At 39.4% G+C, this 16825-nt stretch carries 17 protein-coding genes; 11 read left to right on the top strand and 6 right to left on the bottom strand.

The genetic code is table 11. From position 1 onward, the window contains the following. Positions 1-43 precede the first annotated feature (43 nt). A complete protein-coding gene (locus FBF83_RS10670) occupies positions 44-748 on the top strand; it encodes a hypothetical protein (RefSeq protein WP_136947120.1) in 705 nt (234 codons plus the stop codon). Between the two features lie 46 nt (positions 749-794). Here FBF83_RS10670 and FBF83_RS10675 read toward each other — a convergent pair whose 3' ends face one another. Then, a complete protein-coding gene (locus FBF83_RS10675; protein WP_136947121.1) occupies positions 795-1217 on the bottom strand; it encodes a hypothetical protein in 423 nt (140 codons plus the stop codon). A 458-nt stretch (positions 1218-1675) separates the two neighbouring features. Here FBF83_RS10675 and FBF83_RS10680 point away from each other — a divergent pair, with 458 nt between their 5' ends. Further along, positions 1676-2257: an SCO family protein gene (locus tag FBF83_RS10680; RefSeq protein ID WP_240688059.1), complete on the top strand. Its 582-nt coding sequence runs from the start codon at positions 1676-1678 to the stop codon at positions 2255-2257. A gap of 120 nt (positions 2258-2377) precedes the next feature. On the opposite strand, the gene FBF83_RS10685 is transcribed toward FBF83_RS10680, so the two are convergent. Next, positions 2378-2923 (bottom strand): DUF6944 family repetitive protein, encoded by a 546-nt coding sequence (locus tag FBF83_RS10685; protein ID WP_136947123.1) that lies wholly within the window; start codon positions 2921-2923, stop codon positions 2378-2380. 85 nt (positions 2924-3008) lie between these two features. Continuing rightward, positions 3009-4211 carry an MFS transporter gene (locus FBF83_RS10690; protein ID WP_136947184.1) on the bottom strand — a complete coding sequence of 401 codons (1203 nt, stop codon included), beginning with the start codon at positions 4209-4211 and terminating at the stop codon, positions 3009-3011. A 147-nt stretch (positions 4212-4358) separates the two neighbouring features. On the opposite strand from FBF83_RS10690, the gene FBF83_RS10695 reads away from it, so the two are divergent. The 3 genes from FBF83_RS10695 to FBF83_RS10705 all read left to right on the top strand — a co-directional run bounded on the left by FBF83_RS10695 (position 4359) and on the right by FBF83_RS10705 (position 7585). Beyond that, positions 4359-4517 (top strand): DUF1540 domain-containing protein, encoded by a 159-nt coding sequence (locus FBF83_RS10695; RefSeq protein ID WP_136947124.1) that lies wholly within the window; start codon positions 4359-4361, stop codon positions 4515-4517. A gap of 274 nt (positions 4518-4791) precedes the next feature. Continuing rightward, positions 4792-6486, top strand: coding sequence for a dihydroxy-acid dehydratase (ilvD, locus tag FBF83_RS10700; protein ID WP_136947125.1), 1695 nt, complete (start codon positions 4792-4794; stop codon positions 6484-6486). A gap of 127 nt (positions 6487-6613) precedes the next feature. Then, positions 6614-7585: a nuclease-related domain-containing protein gene (locus FBF83_RS10705; RefSeq protein WP_136947126.1), complete on the top strand. Its 972-nt coding sequence runs from the start codon at positions 6614-6616 to the stop codon at positions 7583-7585. 202 nt (positions 7586-7787) lie between these two features. Here FBF83_RS10705 and FBF83_RS10710 read toward each other — a convergent pair whose 3' ends face one another. Next, positions 7788-8207, bottom strand: a complete 420-nt coding sequence (locus FBF83_RS10710) for a VOC family protein (protein ID WP_136947127.1) — start codon at positions 8205-8207, stop codon at positions 7788-7790. A gap of 240 nt (positions 8208-8447) precedes the next feature. Between FBF83_RS10710 and FBF83_RS10715 the strand changes: the two genes are divergently transcribed. Together FBF83_RS10715 and FBF83_RS10720 are read left to right on the top strand one after the other, a co-directional pair. Beyond that, positions 8448-9929 (top strand): catalase, encoded by a 1482-nt coding sequence (locus FBF83_RS10715; RefSeq protein WP_136947128.1) that lies wholly within the window; start codon positions 8448-8450, stop codon positions 9927-9929. Positions 9930-10034: 105 nt separating this feature from the next. After that, positions 10035-10448, top strand: coding sequence for an acyl-CoA thioesterase (locus FBF83_RS10720; protein WP_136947129.1), 414 nt, complete (start codon positions 10035-10037; stop codon positions 10446-10448). 21 nt (positions 10449-10469) lie between these two features. Here the strand turns inward: FBF83_RS10720 and FBF83_RS10725 are convergent, their stop codons facing one another. Beyond that, the gene (locus tag FBF83_RS10725; RefSeq protein ID WP_169525361.1) at positions 10470-11198 is read right to left on the bottom strand and encodes a SurA N-terminal domain-containing protein; all 729 of its coding nucleotides are present in this window, start codon (positions 11196-11198) and stop codon (positions 10470-10472) included. A gap of 186 nt (positions 11199-11384) precedes the next feature. Here FBF83_RS10725 and hpaB point away from each other — a divergent pair, with 186 nt between their 5' ends. Both hpaB and FBF83_RS10735 read left to right on the top strand, forming a co-directional pair. After that, positions 11385-12830, top strand: coding sequence for a 4-hydroxyphenylacetate 3-monooxygenase, oxygenase component (hpaB, locus tag FBF83_RS10730; protein ID WP_136947131.1), 1446 nt, complete (start codon positions 11385-11387; stop codon positions 12828-12830). Positions 12831-12948: 118 nt separating this feature from the next. Continuing rightward, on the top strand, positions 12949-14274 hold the full coding sequence (locus tag FBF83_RS10735; RefSeq protein WP_136947132.1) for a short-chain fatty acid transporter: 1326 nt from the start codon (positions 12949-12951) through the stop codon (positions 14272-14274). 42 nt (positions 14275-14316) lie between these two features. On the opposite strand, the gene FBF83_RS10740 is transcribed toward FBF83_RS10735, so the two are convergent. Next, the gene (locus tag FBF83_RS10740; RefSeq protein ID WP_136947133.1) at positions 14317-14526 is read right to left on the bottom strand and encodes a hypothetical protein; all 210 of its coding nucleotides are present in this window, start codon (positions 14524-14526) and stop codon (positions 14317-14319) included. A 192-nt stretch (positions 14527-14718) separates the two neighbouring features. On the opposite strand from FBF83_RS10740, the gene FBF83_RS10745 reads away from it, so the two are divergent. Together FBF83_RS10745 and FBF83_RS10750 are read left to right on the top strand one after the other, a co-directional pair. Next, a complete protein-coding gene (locus FBF83_RS10745; RefSeq protein ID WP_136947134.1) occupies positions 14719-15387 on the top strand; it encodes a GTP pyrophosphokinase in 669 nt (222 codons plus the stop codon). Next, a complete protein-coding gene (locus FBF83_RS10750) occupies positions 15384-16382 on the top strand; it encodes a Gfo/Idh/MocA family protein (protein ID WP_136947135.1) in 999 nt (332 codons plus the stop codon). Before FBF83_RS10745 ends, FBF83_RS10750 begins: the two co-directional genes overlap by 4 nt. Positions 16383-16825: the final 443 nt, after the last annotated feature.

Consider the following 16825-nt stretch of genomic DNA (forward strand, 5'->3'; position numbering starts at 1 on the left):
GTGGCTTTTCTATTTTGAGCGGCGGAAAAGGAGGAGGCCGAGTTTGAAAAAGAAAAAGGATGAAAAGTCTAATTGGTCAAAGAGAAGAAAAATGGAAGAAATCCCATCACCAAATAGTTGTTTGCCTGAAGAAGTACTAAAAGGACTAGAACTGAAAATTAAAGAGGCGAATGCATTGCTATTAGATTTAGCGTTATCAGGAGAACGTACGGTGGATGAATCGTTCAGGGATGCATTTAAAGGGTTAATCGGCCAAATTGTAGAAATAGAATTAAACTGTCCGAACTTCAGTCAGCTTGAAGAAGGAAATGGTGAGAAGGAGCAACTTACCGTTATGGGTAGAGTGTTTTTAGCGGGTACGAACTTTAGCTCGTTGAGATCAGATAAAAAAGAATTAATCGTTCCTTACCAAAGTATTTGTCTTATTCATCCTGACAATCGATTTGCTGAACCAATTCATCGGCCTGCGTTACTAGACATCGACTCAGATCTTCGAAGGTGTCTTACAACTGATTTCAGTTCAATTGTATCCGGTTCGCCAGAATTAATTCAGCTTTTCTATGGACTGGATTTAACGGTATACCTGCTTCAGTCGCTTACTAAAGAACTGACAATTCAATTAAAAAATGAAGTTGTTACCGGAAAATTAACGAGTGTAAACAATAGTTCGCTCGTTATATGTATTGAAAAAAAAGAGCGAGCTATTTCGTTTGCTGATGTATGTTTTATAGAAGTTGACTGTGAATAAAACTCAAAAACGTATTCTCAGAAGAGAATACGTTTTTGGCATGATCTTAGTCGCAATCACAGTCACAATCTCTGTCACAGCAATGTTTTAATTTAACTCCGCTAATGTTTTTCATTGGTATGATTAAGTGGTCTTTTTTCTTTTTCTTCTTCTGTTCTGATTCATCTTCATCATTCTCGCTATGCGAATGATGTTCCATAATCTCTACATAGTCACTTCCAACAAAACATATTCTAGCTTTGATTTCTTTACACTCTCCACCACACTCAAACTTTAATATAACGTCACAGTCAATAAGTTGGCGAAGTCTGAAATTTAATCCACTTTGTAAACCACCTAACCGAACCTTAAATCGATCATCGCAAATAAGGCGATCACATTTTGAATGTCTATCGTATCGACCATGGTGTTCCTCATCATAATACGGCTTTCTGCATTTTGGACAATTTGAATCATGAGAACGATTCAATTTTTTTCCCCCTCTATTTTTTTATCTTCCTGATAGTTAAGTGGCGTGCAGCATAATGAAAGCTCTTTTTACCGGTCATTGAGCTGTACGAGTTGATCTCTTTTTACGGGAAGTGTTTGGTCTACCTACAGAGTCGTCAAAGAGTGTACTTGGTTTACTTTTTCTTTTGTCTCCCAATTTTTCTTTTGAATCACTCGAATTAGTTTCAGGGCACGTGCAATAAACATATTCATGGCAAAGGCAATACTCCTCGTTAAGATGTTGATGCATATCAAATCCCCCCAATCTGTTCAACCAATAATAGTTTATGTGAAGTTAAATTAGTTGCTTGGTTCATTATCATGCTTTCAATAGACGAAATTAAAAATGAGATGAGCTGGCATTATCGTCGCTTCATTTAATACTCACATATAAGGCACTGACCGTTCATAGATTTACTAGTAAGGGAGGACGGGATGATGAGGAAGATCATATACATCTTAGTTATCGTAATAGGATTTTGCTTGGTTTATTTTTTTTGGCCACATGAAGAGTTACCAGTAATAAATGAAATAAAAACTTTCCAATTGGAATCGGTTCATGACGGGACGTATGATTCAGATAACACTAAAGTGAAAATTGTGAGCTTTTTTTATACGAACTGTCCTGATATTTGCCCATTAACTTTGTCTGATATGAAAGAATTGCAGAACAAGCTAAAAGAAGAGAAGCTATTTGGGACAGAAGTGGAACTTGTAGCGATTACAATTGATCCTGAAGTGGATGACGTAGCAAAACTCAAAGAATATGCAACTCTATTTAAATCTGACCCAAAAGGGTGGAAGTGGTTAACTGGTTCAGGAGAAGAAATCAAAAAAGTTACCAATACGTTTAATATGGTGTCACAAAAAATGGATGATGGTTTTGTGACACACAGTACAACAATGTACTTGGTAGATGGGAACCAACAAATACGAGGGATATATGATATGGCCACAGCCAAACAGAAAGTGGATAATGAGAAGATCATGGAAGATGTTCACGCTTTACTCAAGAAATAATCCTAATTCCGCACTAAAAACAGCTTCACACAAATAGGAATCTTGTTTACATGCGAATTTATGATGGAATTTATTGGTTTGTTGAGATGACAGAAAAACCCTGGTATAGTTACCAGGGTTTCACGATTGATTAGGGTATTTAGTTTGACCAACTGCACCGATTACTGCGCCTGTTGCTTGAATCCAACTTCCCACTACGTTGAAAATCTCCCCATCTTCGTTTCTAAGTCCTCGTGCTCCCGCATATGCTTGCAACGAATTACCTGTAATGCCGAGGATATGTCCATTGATATTGTATAGTTCTGCTTCAGAAGGCTCTGCACCTAAAGCTTGTGAGAGGGATGTACCACCGCCTAGTGCTTGAAGTAAGTTGCCTTTAATGTCTAGAAGGATCCCAGGTTTTTCATCACTAGCAAGTATAATTCCAGTTACGACAGTTGAATTACCAATGGCTTGAATTTGACTACCTATTTTATTCAATGTCATTGTTTCAATTGTATCTGCCACAATCGCATTACCAGTCGCTTGCAGAACATTACCAATTAAAGTCATGCTATTTAATATCTCTTCACTAATAGTTGTAAATGTCGATATTCCTATTGCGGAACTAATTGTACCAATTGCTTGAATCCAAGATCCAATGATAACCTTTTGTTCATTGTCCATAGCCTTATCGCCTACTTATTTATTCTCCTACAGTATTCTATACAAAAGATATGGTAGAAGTTAAAAAGTTGGACGCTGGCGGGAATCAAACTATATTCACTTCTATTCTTCTCGTAGAAGCTGTTCTGCGATACTTAACATAGAATAGACCTGTAATTGATAACGATATAATCCCAAAAACGATCGCCATACCTTTTAACCCAATTAAGTCCAGCATTAATCCAGTTAATAAAAGGACAACCTGAAAAATAATCCGGTCAAGCATATTTCGAAACGAAAAGAACCGACCATGGTATTCCTTTGGAACTCTTGTTTGAAAGATTGTTGCAGCGGTGGGGAAGAAACAGCCAACTGAAAAACCAAACGTTACAAAAGCGATAATAGCTAGCACTGGATTGGACGCAAAAAATAATAAAAGCTGTGATAACCCGATGATAAATGAGAAAAGAAATAGGATTGTATAAGGTGACAACTTCATTGATAATCGCTTAACGGAGAAAGCACCAATCATAAATGAAAGACCTTCTGCAGTATAAATCCAGCTTTTAATTAACGAACTGTCTTGGATTTCACTAATATTAATAACGATTAAATTGAACCCGCCAATAAATAATAAGGGCACCATCGTCATGATAAGAGTCATTGTTACAATTGGAAGTTGCTTAACGATCGGAAAGAGATTCTTAAATCCACTATTATCTTTAGAAAAGTGCTTCTTTTGGTCTTCATCTTCATCAATTTTAATAAAGAATGTCATAATAACTAAACAGAAATAAGCTGCTAATGAAGCGACATACATCATCGATAAGGACATCATAACGAGAAAAATTCCTGCAACAGCTGTTCCGAGTATTCTTGATAATGTGGCTACATTCATGTGTACACCATTCATTTGCAATAGTTCATGATCTTTCACCACGAGCGGAATTGCAGCTTGTAGCGCAGGGAAATAAAAGGCAGCAGAAATCTGGATGACAACAAGGAAAACAACCATCCATAACACCGAATCAGTTTGGATCGCAATTAACATGAATACAACACTGATGGTACGTGCGAATCCTGCTACAAGCATGACGGTTTTCTTCTTAAGCTGATCTGTCACTCTTCCTGCAAACGGACCTATTGCTACTCCCGCTAATAACCCTGCAGCCAAAATTACTGATTTCATAAAATCAGATGGAACCTTTTCTTGCATAAATTCAAGGTTACCGATAATTCCAAGCCATAACCCTAGACCGGCGACGAATTCCCCAATCAGCAGAATCCATACATTTTTATTTCTCCACATTGTTTCACTACCTCGATCTTTTTTTATTATCATACCATGAGAAAACGCAAAGATTAGTCGTTTAATGCAGAAGAAAAGATGATTATTTAGCTTAACCGGAATTGTGTCATCCATTATGAGCATTCTAAGACTAAGGAGGTGAAGGGGATGGCATTGGATGTGTTATGTGAAGTCGCAAACTGTGTCCACAACCGTAACGGCCGCAAATGTGGTGCTGATGAGATCTTTGTTGTTAGCCATAAAGGAAACAAAGCTAGCAATAGTGAAGAAACTGATTGTAAGACGTTCGAACCAGGCAACTTATAATTAGCAACAGCTGCTATATGGCTTCCTCATCTTCTCGTATATCGTGATTCTAATGAATTACGGCTAAAGCCGGTTCCTATGGGGGCCGGCTTACTTGTTATGATCTTAATAAGTGATAAATTGATCTATTCCACTCAATAGCCATAAATTGTTATATAAAAAATTTCTGATAATTGTTTGCGTTAAAGTGCGAAAACTAGTATCATCAAAGAATATAAATTTTGAATTGAGTAAATTCTCTAATTTTAACAGGCGATTTGGAAGGGTGATCAGAATGGAAGGAAAGAAAGACTTACGTATTCGTAGTAAAGTGATCAGCGAAGGAGTAAACCGTGTTCCGAACCGTTCGATGCTTCGAGCAGTTGGCTTTACCGATGAAGATTTTAAGAAACCAATGATTGGAATTGCAAGTACATGGAGTGAAGTTACGCCATGTAATGTACATATTGATAAACTTGCACGTGAGGCTAAGGGTGGAGCTAAGGATAATGGTGGCGCACCGATGATTTTCAATACAATTACAGTGTCTGATGGCATCGCGATGGGACATGAGGGAATGTTCTATTCTCTTCCAAGTCGCGAAATTATCGCAGACTCAATTGAAACGGTAACAAATGCGGAACGCCTTGATGGCATCGTAGCAATCGGAGGCTGTGATAAAACAACACCAGGCTGCTTGATGGCTATCGGCCGTATGAATATTCCATCTGTCTATGTGTACGGTGGAACCATTCAGCCAGGAAAATTAAATGGCAATGACATCGATATCGTCTCTTCCTTTGAAGCTGTTGGACAGTATCAAGCAGGAACAATTAATGATGAAGAACTTCACAAAGTCGAATGCAATGCCTGTCCAGGCGCAGGTGCGTGCGGTGGAATGTACACAGCAAACACAATGGCGTCAGCAGTAGAAGCGCTCGGCATGAGTATCCCGGGCTCATCATCAACCCCTGCCGTGAACGATTATAAAGAGTCGGAATGTCGCCAAGCCGGCGAGCTTGTCGTGAACCTTCTAGAAAAAGATATTTATCCTCGCGATATTATGACAAAAGAAGCTTTTGAAAATGCCATCACAGTTGTTATGGCGCTTGGCGGTTCAACAAATGCTTTCTTACATCTAACAGCAATGGCTCATTCTGCTGGGGTTGATCTTTCACTTGATGACTTTGAGCGTGTCCGCGAGCGCGTACCGCATATTGCTGACATGAAGCCAAGTGGAAAATACGTCATGCAAGATCTCTATGCAGTTGGTGGAGTACCAGCAGTCATGAAACTACTTCATGAACATGGTTTACTTCATGGTGATTGCCTTACTGTAACTGGCAAGACAGTTGCAGAGAATCTAGAAGAAGCGCCATCCTTGAAAGAAGGTCAAGAAATCATTCGCTCACTGAATGATCCAATCAAAGCGAGCGGGCCACTTGTTGTGCTTCGTGGAAATCTTGCCCCTGAAGGATCAGTTGCAAAAATGTCTGGACAAAAGATCAGTCGTTTCGAAGGTCCAGCACGTGTCTATAATAACGAAGCGGAAGCGACGGCAGCCATTGAGGCGGATGACATTAAAGAAGGTGACGTTCTCGTTATTCGCAATGTAGGTCCAAAAGGCGGACCTGGTATGCCTGAAATGCTTTCAATTACATCCATGATTGTTGGAAAAGGATTGAATGGTAAGGTAGCCCTTATGACAGATGGTCGCTTCTCAGGTGGTTCACATGGCTTCGTAATCGGCCACGTATCCCCAGAAGCATTCGTAGGCGGACCAATTGGCTTATTGAAAGAAGGAGACACCATTACAATTGATAGCGACAAACAACAAATCAATTTCGCTGTTTCCGATGAAGAGCTAGAAAGACGCCGAGCAGAATGGGTAAGACCAGAACTAAGATACAAGACAGGTATCCTAGGAAAATACGCAAGACTCGTTTCGTCATCTGCGAAAGGTGCAGTAACGGATTTGGATATTGAGTAGATGCATTGGGCCAGCTTCCTTTTTGGGGAGCTGGTTTTTGTATGATCATTTGTTGGAAAAAGGGATTGGATAATTAAAATAGAAGAAAGGTATTGAAGAGTCGAAGAGAAGAGGAGTGATAAATGAATTGATTGGAAAGCTGCATGATGCCCCGCTTAACCTCCTCAAGATGGACGCCCTATTACGTCGCCTTCCGTCTCATCATATCCGCTATGAAGAAGTGAAAGAGCAATTGAAGAAGTATAGTGCAGGATTTTATGGAGAAAAATCAATTGGTTTCCCGCTAAGCTTCTTAGAAGAGAAACGGTTTATGATCTACCATGATCTACGATTATATGATGGTACTCACCACTTTCAAATTGACACGCTCGTGATCTCTCAACACTATATTCTTATTGTTGAAGTGAAAAACATTTCAGGGACTTTAATGTTTGATCCGATCTTTAATCAGATGATTCGTATTTCCGAAACGAAAGAAGAGGCGTTTCCTGATCCACTGACACAAGTTGAGAGGCAACGTCTTCAGCTTGAAATGTTTTTATTGAAATCAAAAGTATCTTGGATACCGATTGAAACATTGATTGTGATAAGCAATCGAAGCACTGTCTTGAAAGCTACTCATGAAATTAACGCTATCACTTCTAAAGTGATTCGTAGTGAATACTTGCCAACTAAAGTGAAGTCTATTGATAAGAGATATCCAACTGAACTGCTTACTATGAAAGAAGTACGTAAATTAGGCCGCTTTTTAGTTAAGCACCATGAGCCACTAGACCGTGACATATTAAAACAGTTTTCTATTCCAGTTACCGATTTATTAGTTGGTGTTCAGTGTCCAAATTGTGCTCGAATGCCAATGATAAGAATTCATGGAAAGTGGCTTTGTCAAAGCTGCTCATCTGTTTCTAAGGATGCTCATTTAAAAGCTCTAAATGATTATGCACTTCTTGTTTCAAAGGAAATTACGAATCAAGAATTGAGAGGGTTTCTACGTTTAAGCTCAGAAGATGCTGCTACAAGACTATTGAAATCGTTGAATCTCGAGTTTAGTGGAGCGAACAAAGGTAGGCGATATATGCTCGATATTAGGCAGTTTTAAGATTTCGCGGATATAATTGAAAAATCGCGGATATATCAAACGAATTCGCGGATAAAACGAAAAAATCGCGGATATAATCAAGATTTCGCGGATATCTCACCATTTCGACTGCTTATTAGTCTCAAATCCACCCAACAACCACCCCACACCCCATCATTCTCCACCAAAAAAAGCCTGCCACCATCGTGACAGACCTCATAACTTAATTAGTTTTCGCTTTTTCGAAGTTTAAATCCCAAATAACACCGTATGCATCCTTAACTTTAGCGAATGTTGCTCCCCAGAAAGTATCTTGAAGCTCCATGTAAACTGTTCCTTTTTCTTTTAGACGAGAATATAGCTTTTGAATTTCTTCTTCACTATCAAGTTCAAGAGCTAGTGAGATGTTGTTGCCGACAGTCACTTTCTGATTCAAGAACACGTCTGACACCATGAAAAAGAGGTCGTCCTTTTTGAATCGAGCATGCATGATGTGATTGTCCAGTTCAGGAGGGGATTCGAAATCTGCCTCGCCAAATGTTTGAATATCAGTAATCTCACCTTCAAAAACGTCTTTGTAATAATTAAGAGCTTCTCGAGCTGTTCCTTCAAATGTGAAATAAGGAATAGGATGGTGCTTCATGTACTTCACTCTCCTTCGTAGTTAAGTAAGATGCTTTCTTCCTTCATTATAGTCTAAATGGATGTGAAAAAACAGGAACATTTATTCCTGTTTTAAATGATGCTTATTAGATTTCACCACAATTTCAAGTTTACTGATGGTAGCTTTTGGGAACATGTCTTAAGTGACTGAGGATTTCTTTTCCTGCGTTATTTACATAATTCCTTGCAGGAAATATCTATATTAAAAGGAGTGTTTTGCATGGACGATCAAAACAAAAAGAAGTTCACGACTAATCAAGGTGTACCGATCTCAGACAATCAGAACTCGAAAACGGCCGGGCAGAATGGTCCAACTCTTTTAGAAGACTATCAATTACTTGAGAAAATTGCCCACTTTGACAGAGAACGTATTCCTGAACGTGTCGTTCATGCACGTGGAGCAGGCGCTCACGGTGTTTTTGTTACGAAAAATAGCATGAAAAAATATACAAAAGCTGCATTTCTTCAAGAAGAAGGGAAGGAAACTGAGGTATTCGCTCGTTTCTCAACGGTTATTCATGGGAAGCATTCACCTGAAACGGCTCGTGACCCACGTGGCTTTTCTGTTAAATTCTATACAGAAGAAGGGAACTATGATTTCGTTGGAAACACATTGCCTATCTTCTTTATTCGCGATGCGATTAAATTTCCGGATGTTATCCATTCATTAAAACCAGATCCAATAACAAATATTCAGGACCCTGCACGCTACTGGGATTTCTTTTCGCTATCACCAGAGACAACGAACATGGCAATGCACCTGTTCACAGATGAAGGAATTCCGGCAACTTACCGTAACATGCGAGGATCAAGTGTCCATGCATTTAAGTGGTTTAACGAAGATGGCGAGACATTCTATGTGAAACTTCGCTGGCAGCCGAAAGATGGCATTAAGAACTTATCAATCGAAGAAGTTCCTAAAGTACAGGGTATGGACTTTAACCATGCAACAGGTGATCTTTATAATGCAATCGAAAAAGGGGCTTTCCCTGAGTGGGATCTTTACGTACAGGTTCTTCGTCCCGATGAACTAAATAACTTTGACTTTAATCCACTTGATGCGACGAAAGACTGGCTTGAAGAGGACGTTCCATGGGAGTTTGTCGGTACGATGACGCTTAACAGAAATGTAGATAACTTCTTTGCTGAAACAGAGCAGGTTAGTTTTAATCCTGGTGTACTTGTACCAGGTATGCTTCCTTCAGAAGATAAGTTGCTACAAGGTCGTCTGTTCTCTTACTCTGATACACAACGTCATCGTGTAGGTCCAAATTATCTTCAACTGGATATTAACAAACCGAAGACTGAAGTGAATAACTACCAGCAAGAAGGTAGCATGAATGATGATAAGCATAAAGGTCATGTAAACTATGAGCCAAATAGTGCTTCTGGTGCTCCGACTGAAGTTCCAGGATATGAAGATGCAATGCAGCCGGTTAGTGGTCAAGCTGGACGCCAAGTGATCGATAAAGTGAACCACTTCGGTCAGGCGGGACGTATTTATCGTAGCTGGGATCAGCACACGAAAGATACACTAATTAAAAACTTGATGAACGATTTCGATGGTATTGAGGATCGAGCAATTGTTGGACGAGCGATTGCAAACTTCTATCAAGCAGATGAAGAGCTAGGAAATACGCTTGGTAAGAAAGCAAACATAGACTTCAAACAATTCATCAACACAGAGCAATATCAATCATAGAATTCATTTTAGAGCTTCCAGGTCATGCACCTGGAAGCTTTTTTGTGATAAAGGGAAGGGGTCGTTATAAGTGGTAGCGAATAAATGATGAAAAGGAGTGACGATATGTTTGAGAAGGTCATTGAGCCACGTGTTTCTGAAACAGATGGTGCCGGCCACATTAATAATACCGTTATACCCGTTTGGTTTGAATCAGGTCGGGATGATATTTTTCGTATGTTCAATCCGGATCTAGCATTCCATGATTGGCATTGTGTTCTATTAAAAATGGATGTCGAGTATCTTGCACAACTCTATTATGGGAAAGTGGTTACGGTTCGAACGTGGATCAGTCGGATTGGAAACAAAAGCTTTGAAGTGTATGAGGAAATTCATCAGGGTGATTCGATATGCGTAAAAGGCCGTGCTACATATGTGAATTATCATTTCGATGTTCAAAAGAGTGAACCGATTCCTGAAAGTATTCGGGAACAGCTCGAAACCCATCTCTATAACAATAAAGAAACCGCTAGAGAATAATTCTCTAGCGGTTTTTAGCGATTAAACGTTAGTTTTCACATCTGCATCTTTTTTAAGCTTCTCTACTAGTTCTTGCATTTTCTTACCTAGTTGCTCTTTTTCTAAGCTCTCTTTAATCTGAGGCTTAACATCTTCATAAGCCGGCATTTCTTCAGAGCCGCCTTGTTCTTTTGCTTTTTCGTAAGACTTCTTCATATCTTCTTCAGATACTTCATCAACTTTGATTTCTTTTTCAACGTATGTTGAATATAGAACGTTATCAGCAAGTTGCTTTCTAAGTTCCTTAACACTCATATCATTTTTCTTCAAAGCTTCTTTGAATTGATCTTCGTTCTCAAACTCTTCTTTTACACCTTTAAGCTCTTTGTCGACTTGTTCTTCAGAAGCTTCGTATCCTTTGTCCTTTGCATCTTGAAGGATGAGCTCCTGGCCAACAAGGCTATCAACGATTTGCTTTTTCATTTGCTCAAGCTGTTCTTTAGGAACTTCTTGTCCCATTTGAACATATTGCATTTGATTATTTTCGTAGACCGGATTAAAATCTTCTCCAGTAATTTCTGTTCCATTGACAGTAGCCATAACTTTATCAGCGTCTACTTTATCAACTTCCGGTTGTTTCTGTTCACCGGCTTTTTCTTCTGTTTTTGTATCTTCTTGTTTCTTGTCATTACTGCTGTTTTCATTACCTCCACAGGCTGCTAGTGCTACTAACACTAATCCTGTGATAAGTAGATAAGTTAATTTACGCAATTCACATGCTCCTTTCGAAAGGCTGTGTCTATTGTTCCACATATAAGCTGAATTGAAAACCCTTATGCATAAGTATGGGAGAAAAACCATATTCTTATTACAATCTTACAGGATTAAGGCATGCGCACTGCCTCCTTCTATCATTCGTGCATAGTGTAGTAAGTAAGATATAAAGGAGGTGACTGTGTGATTAATGGTAAGGAGTATATTGATAGAATGGATGCTCTACAAAATGAAATTTGGATCAAGGGAAAGAAATGTTCAGGGAAATTGTCGGAACTCGCTCCTTTTAAAGGGATATTGAATAGCAAAGCTGAGCTATATGACTATCAGTGTCAACATGAAAATCGGAAGCTATTTCGTTATTCTCTATCAGATCGCAAAGAAGAATATGGCTTTTCATATCATCAACCTCTCTCTCTAGAAGATTTAACGAATAGACGGAAAGCTACACAGGAATGGGCGCGTCTGAGTGCTGGCCTAATGGGACGTTCACCAGATTACATGAACACGTTACTTATGGCACTCGGTGCTGCAGCACCTCACTTTTCCAAAGATAGAAAAGAATTCGGAGATAATATTAAACGATTGTACGAACGTGCAAGGAATGAGGATCTATCGATTACACATACGTTTATTAACCCTCAAGTTAATCGATCGATTGCACATTACTTGGATGATTCAACTGTCACAGCTGCAAAAGTAGTAGAGGAGAAGAAAGAAGGCATTGTCATTCAAGGAGCAAGACTACTTGCGACACAGGGAGGATTAACTGACGAATTACTCGTTCTTCCTGCTGGAGGAAATAGTCTTGATGATTCGTATGTATTTGGATTTATGATCCCCGCCAATACAAAAGGGTTGAAATTCCTTTGTAGAGAATCTTTTTGCTATAGTGATTGTGCTTTCGACCATCCACTCGCATCACAATTTGAAGAAATTGATTCGATTGTTGTTTTTGAACAAGTACTTGTTCCGTGGGAATGTGTTTTCGTTTATAAAAACCTCGAGACGATGGCAAATGTAGAAGAGGAAACAGGGATGTACGCCTTTTTACAGTTCCAGTCCGTTTGTAGGCAAGTCGTGAAACTTGAATACATTCTAGGTCTTTGCGAAATGATCGGAGATGCGATTCAAATTCAAGAGTATGAACACGTAAAGCAGAAAATGAGTGAAATTATTACCGCTCTTGAAATTATGAAAGCCCTTCTTTTATCCTCAGAAGTTAATAGTCAACCGAATCGTTATGGGACATGGATACCAGCAAGCCCCCCTTTAAAAGCAGCTATTCAATATTTTCCTGGCGTCTATCCAAGACTAATTGAAATTATTGAAATGTTGGGTGCTAGTGGACTCATTTCGATTCCAACAGAAAAAGATTTTCAGTCAGAGATAAAAGGAGACCTTGAGCGCTATCTTCAAGGATCAAATATTGAAGCAAAAGAACGAGTAAGACTTTTCCGTATGGCCTGGGATTTGAGTATGAGTGCGTTTGGATCAAGGCAAACACAGTTTGAGAGGTTTTTCTTTGGTGATCCTATTCGCCTGGCAGCTGTTCATTACAATAGCTATCCAATTCAGCCTTTCGTGGATCAGGTTCAAGATTTTCTTAACAAGATAGAGAAGAAGTAAAGTCGCAGTAATGCGGCTTTTTACCTATTTGTGAAAGCGTTTTCTGATATATGGAGGATTTATGTCTAAATTCCACGAATGAATTGGGATGGGATTATTGATTAAAGGAGTTGTCGTTATGTTAAAAGCCTCAATATCGTTGTCGAATCGGATCATGCAACGTTACTTACCAGATCCCTTTTTATTCGTTGTGATCTTAACGTTGGTAGTGTTTGGTCTTGGATTAATCTTTACAGGAAGTACTCCTGTGCAAATGGTTCAATTTTTTGGAGAAGGATTCTGGAGTCTCCTTGCCTTTTCAATGCAAATGGTGCTTGTTCTTATGACAGGTTATGTGCTTGCAAGCAGTCCTCTTTTTAAAAAGGGACTTAGTTATTTAGCTGATCGAGCAAAAACACCTGGACAAGCTATCATTTACGTTACGCTTGTTTCGCTCGTAGCAAGCTGGATTAATTGGGGATTTGGGCTTGTTATTGGGGCACTATATGCGAAAGAACTTGCAAGAAAAATAAAGAAAGTGGATTATCGTTTACTCATTGCAAGCGCCTATAGCGGTTTTCTTGTCTGGCATGGCGGACTAGCTGGTTCGATTCCACTTACGGTTGCTACGCCAGGGCATTTTACAGAGGATTTGATTGGAGTCATATCAACGAGTCAAACAATCTTTTCCCCTTTTAATTTAATAATTGTTGCTTCTTTATTTGTCGTTCTGCCAGTCGTGAATTATTTAATGTCACCTTCTGAAGATGAAAGAGTGCACGTTGATCCGTCTTTATTACGGGAGGGAAATCTTCATGCTGCAACGTTAGAGACGGAAGGGACACCAGCTGAGCGTTTGGAGAACAGCAAGACGGTTTCAATCATTATTTCCCTAGTAGGACTCTCATACATTGTTTATTATTTCGTAAATGCTGGTTTCGAACTTAATTTAAATATCGTAAATTTTGGTTTTCTTTTTCTAGGCCTTCTATTTCACGGGACACCGCGCAACTTTCTTGAGTCAGTTAGTAATGCCGTAAAAGGAGCGAGCGGGATTATCATACAGTTCCCATTCTATGCTGGGATTATGGGGATGATGGTGGCGTCTGGACTTGCTGCAGAGCTTTCACAAGGTTTTGTGTCCATTTCGAATGGCTTCACATTCCCATTCTTTGCGTTTCTAAGTGCAGGAATCGTGAATTTCTTTGTTCCGTCTGGAGGAGGACAGTGGGCGGTTCAAGCACCGATTATGCTTGATGCTGCAAAAGAACTTGGCGTTTCCATTCCGAAAACAGCGATGGCTGTTGCATGGGGAGATGCATGGACAAACATGATACAACCGTTTTGGGCATTGCCTGCACTTGCTATAGCGGGGCTTAAAGCAAAAGATATTATGGGGTATTGTTTCATTGTATTACTAGTAAGTGGTGCGGTAATATCAGCAGGGTTGATTTTCATAAATTGAATGATCAAAAAAGGGAAAAGCAGTAACATGCTTTTCCCTTTTTTACCTATTACTACTGTTCGCTTCAATTATCCTTTGGTTTCTAACCACTCCGTAAGTTAAAAATAGGAGAAAAAGAATACCTAGTACGATAAATGTCATGCTATACCCGATTTTACTTTCACTGTACATATCATGCGCTAATATCCCCATCGCAATTCCGTTAAATAGTAAATTTAATAGAATGAGAGGATGAATTTTCTTTCCATCCATTATTTCCCTCCTCTATTTCACTATACTATCATAGCTCTGCTTGTGTTATTAGAGTGTAAATAAAAGTGCGTTTGCTGAGAATACCAGTTGAAATTAAATAATGAAACGAATTTTGTTAATAGTTTGTCAAAGATCGTTTCTATTTCCTTCATGTAGCTATGGTAGGGTATCTTTTGAGAGGATGATTTAGTAATGAGCAAGAATTTTCAAGAGCGAATAGAAGAGTGGAAGAATTTTTTATTTATATACAAATTTGCTTTAGATGAAATTAATACGAAACTGACAATATTAAATGATGAATTTCAATTTGTTCACCAGCATAATCCCATTGAACATGTGAAATCACGTATTAAATCACCAGAAAGTATCATGGCTAAACTTCAGAGAAAAAACCTCGAAGTAACGACTGAAAATGTACAAAAGCACATTAATGATATTGCGGGGGTAAGGGTTACCTGTTCATTTACGACAGACATCTATCGAATTTACGACATGATTGAGAGTCAGGATGATATTCAGGTAATGAACGTGAAAGATTATGTGAAAAATCCTAAACCAAATGGATACAAAAGTCTGCATTTAATTGTTGAGATACCTGTGTACTTATCGAAAGGACCTGAGTATGTAAAAGTTGAAATTCAGATCCGTACAATCGCAATGGATTTCTGGGCGAGTCTTGAACATAAAATCTATTATAAATTCGAAGGTGAAATACCGAAAGATCTTAGTCATGAATTAAAAGAAGCTGCTGATATTGTACATTACTTGGATTCCAAAATGATTCGAATTATGAAAGAAGTTACGGAGTTCAAAGAACATGAAGAAGCGGCTAAGTTAGAAAAAACAGGGGTGGAGATATGAAGACAATTCGCTGGGGCATTATTGGTTGTGGCAATGTAACAGAAAAGAAAAGCGGGCCAGGATTTCAGAAAGCAGAGCATTCGGAGCTTGTAGCGGTTATGAGACGAAATAAGGAGCTTGCTGAAGATTATGCAAAACGACACAATGTTCCTAAGTGGTATGCAAATGCTGAAGAACTAGTGAATGATGAAGATGTGGATGCGGTTTATATTGCGACGCCTCCATCGAGTCACAAGGAGTATGCGATACTTGCCGCAAGAGCGGGAAAACCCGTTTATGTTGAAAAGCCAATGGCTTTAAACAGTAATGAATGTAGTAAAATGATCGAAGCCTGTAACGAGAATAGTGTTCCATTATTTGTGGCTTTCTATCGGAGGGCAATGCCTGCATTTCTTAAAGTGAAGGAAGTAGTAGAGAGCGGCGCAATTGGCAAGGTTCGATTCGTAACAACTGTCCATCACAAAAAGGCATCAGAAGAGGAGAAGAATGGTGACTTGCCATGGCGGGTACAGCCTGAAATAGCGGGTGGTGGTCATTTCTTTGATCTTGCGAGTCATACGCTCGATTATTTGGATTTCTTATTAGGTCCAATCGAAAAAGTAAATGGGTTTGCTAGTAACCAGGGCGGTCTATATAAGGCAGAAGATATGGTTTCTGGGTCATATGTCTTTAGTTCAGGTGTACAAGGAACAGGGCAGTGGTGCTTTAATTCTTATAAGAATGAAGATTGGAATGAAATCGTGGGGGACAAAGGTTCCTTAAGATTTTCCACACTACAGGAAAAGCCGATGATTCTGAAAAATGCTGAGGGTGAACAGGAAATTAACATGATCTACCCTGAGCATGTTCAGCAGCCGCTCATTCAAACCATTGTAAATGAGTTAAACGGTGAAGGAGAATCACCAAGTACAGGTCAATCAGCACTCAGAACCAGCAGAGTAATGGATAAGATGGTAGCTTCTTTCTATAATGATACTACTCTAAAAGATTGTTGAAGAGCGGGTAGGAGCGGAAGACAACCGTCTATGAAAAGAGCCGTTCACCAAAAAAACCCTTAACTTAAGATTGTTGTTTTGAAAGAGGTTTTGTGAAAAAACCCCACTTCGCTAATTGGAGCGGAAGGATGCTCGACTCCTGCGGGACTAGCGGGACAGGTGAGACCCCACAGGCGCGATGTTCTTACGCGCCGAAGAGGCTCAGCGCCCACCCCACGGAAAGTGAGCATCCTGGAGCGCAAGTCAACTAGTACCTTTATAGCAACAATGTTTACGAAAAAAGCCTTTTGAAACGAAGTACAAAGAATTTGTCTAAAAGATTGTTGTTTTGAAAGAGGTTTTGTGAAAAAACCCCACTTCGCTAATTGGAGCGGAAGGATGCTCGACTCCTGCGGGACTAGCGGGACAGGTGAGACCCCACAGGCGCGATGTTCTTACGCGCC

This window comes from Guptibacillus hwajinpoensis, from assembly GCF_005144865.1.
GTDB lineage: Bacteria > Bacillota > Bacilli > Bacillales > Guptibacillaceae > Guptibacillus > Guptibacillus hwajinpoensis_A.

Coding starts and splice junctions, on each gene's coding strand:
- FBF83_RS10680 (WP_240688059.1), top strand. CDS start 1,676: ATGAGGAAGATCATATACATCTTAGTTATCGTAATAGGATTTTGCTTG.
- FBF83_RS10685 (WP_136947123.1), bottom strand. CDS start 2,923: ATGGACAATGAACAAAAGGTTATCATTGGATCTTGGATTCAAGCAATT.
- FBF83_RS10690 (WP_136947184.1), bottom strand. CDS start 4,211: ATGTGGAGAAATAAAAATGTATGGATTCTGCTGATTGGGGAATTCGTC.
- FBF83_RS10695 (WP_136947124.1), top strand. CDS start 4,359: ATGGCATTGGATGTGTTATGTGAAGTCGCAAACTGTGTCCACAACCGT.
- ilvD (WP_136947125.1), top strand. CDS start 4,792: ATGGAAGGAAAGAAAGACTTACGTATTCGTAGTAAAGTGATCAGCGAA.
- FBF83_RS10710 (WP_136947127.1), bottom strand. CDS start 8,207: ATGAAGCACCATCCTATTCCTTATTTCACATTTGAAGGAACAGCTCGA.
- FBF83_RS10715 (WP_136947128.1), top strand. CDS start 8,448: ATGGACGATCAAAACAAAAAGAAGTTCACGACTAATCAAGGTGTACCG.
- FBF83_RS10720 (WP_136947129.1), top strand. CDS start 10,035: ATGTTTGAGAAGGTCATTGAGCCACGTGTTTCTGAAACAGATGGTGCC.
- FBF83_RS10735 (WP_136947132.1), top strand. CDS start 12,949: ATGTTAAAAGCCTCAATATCGTTGTCGAATCGGATCATGCAACGTTAC.
- FBF83_RS10740 (WP_136947133.1), bottom strand. CDS start 14,526: ATGGATGGAAAGAAAATTCATCCTCTCATTCTATTAAATTTACTATTT.
- FBF83_RS10745 (WP_136947134.1), top strand. CDS start 14,719: ATGAGCAAGAATTTTCAAGAGCGAATAGAAGAGTGGAAGAATTTTTTA.
- FBF83_RS10750 (WP_136947135.1), top strand. CDS start 15,384: ATGAAGACAATTCGCTGGGGCATTATTGGTTGTGGCAATGTAACAGAA.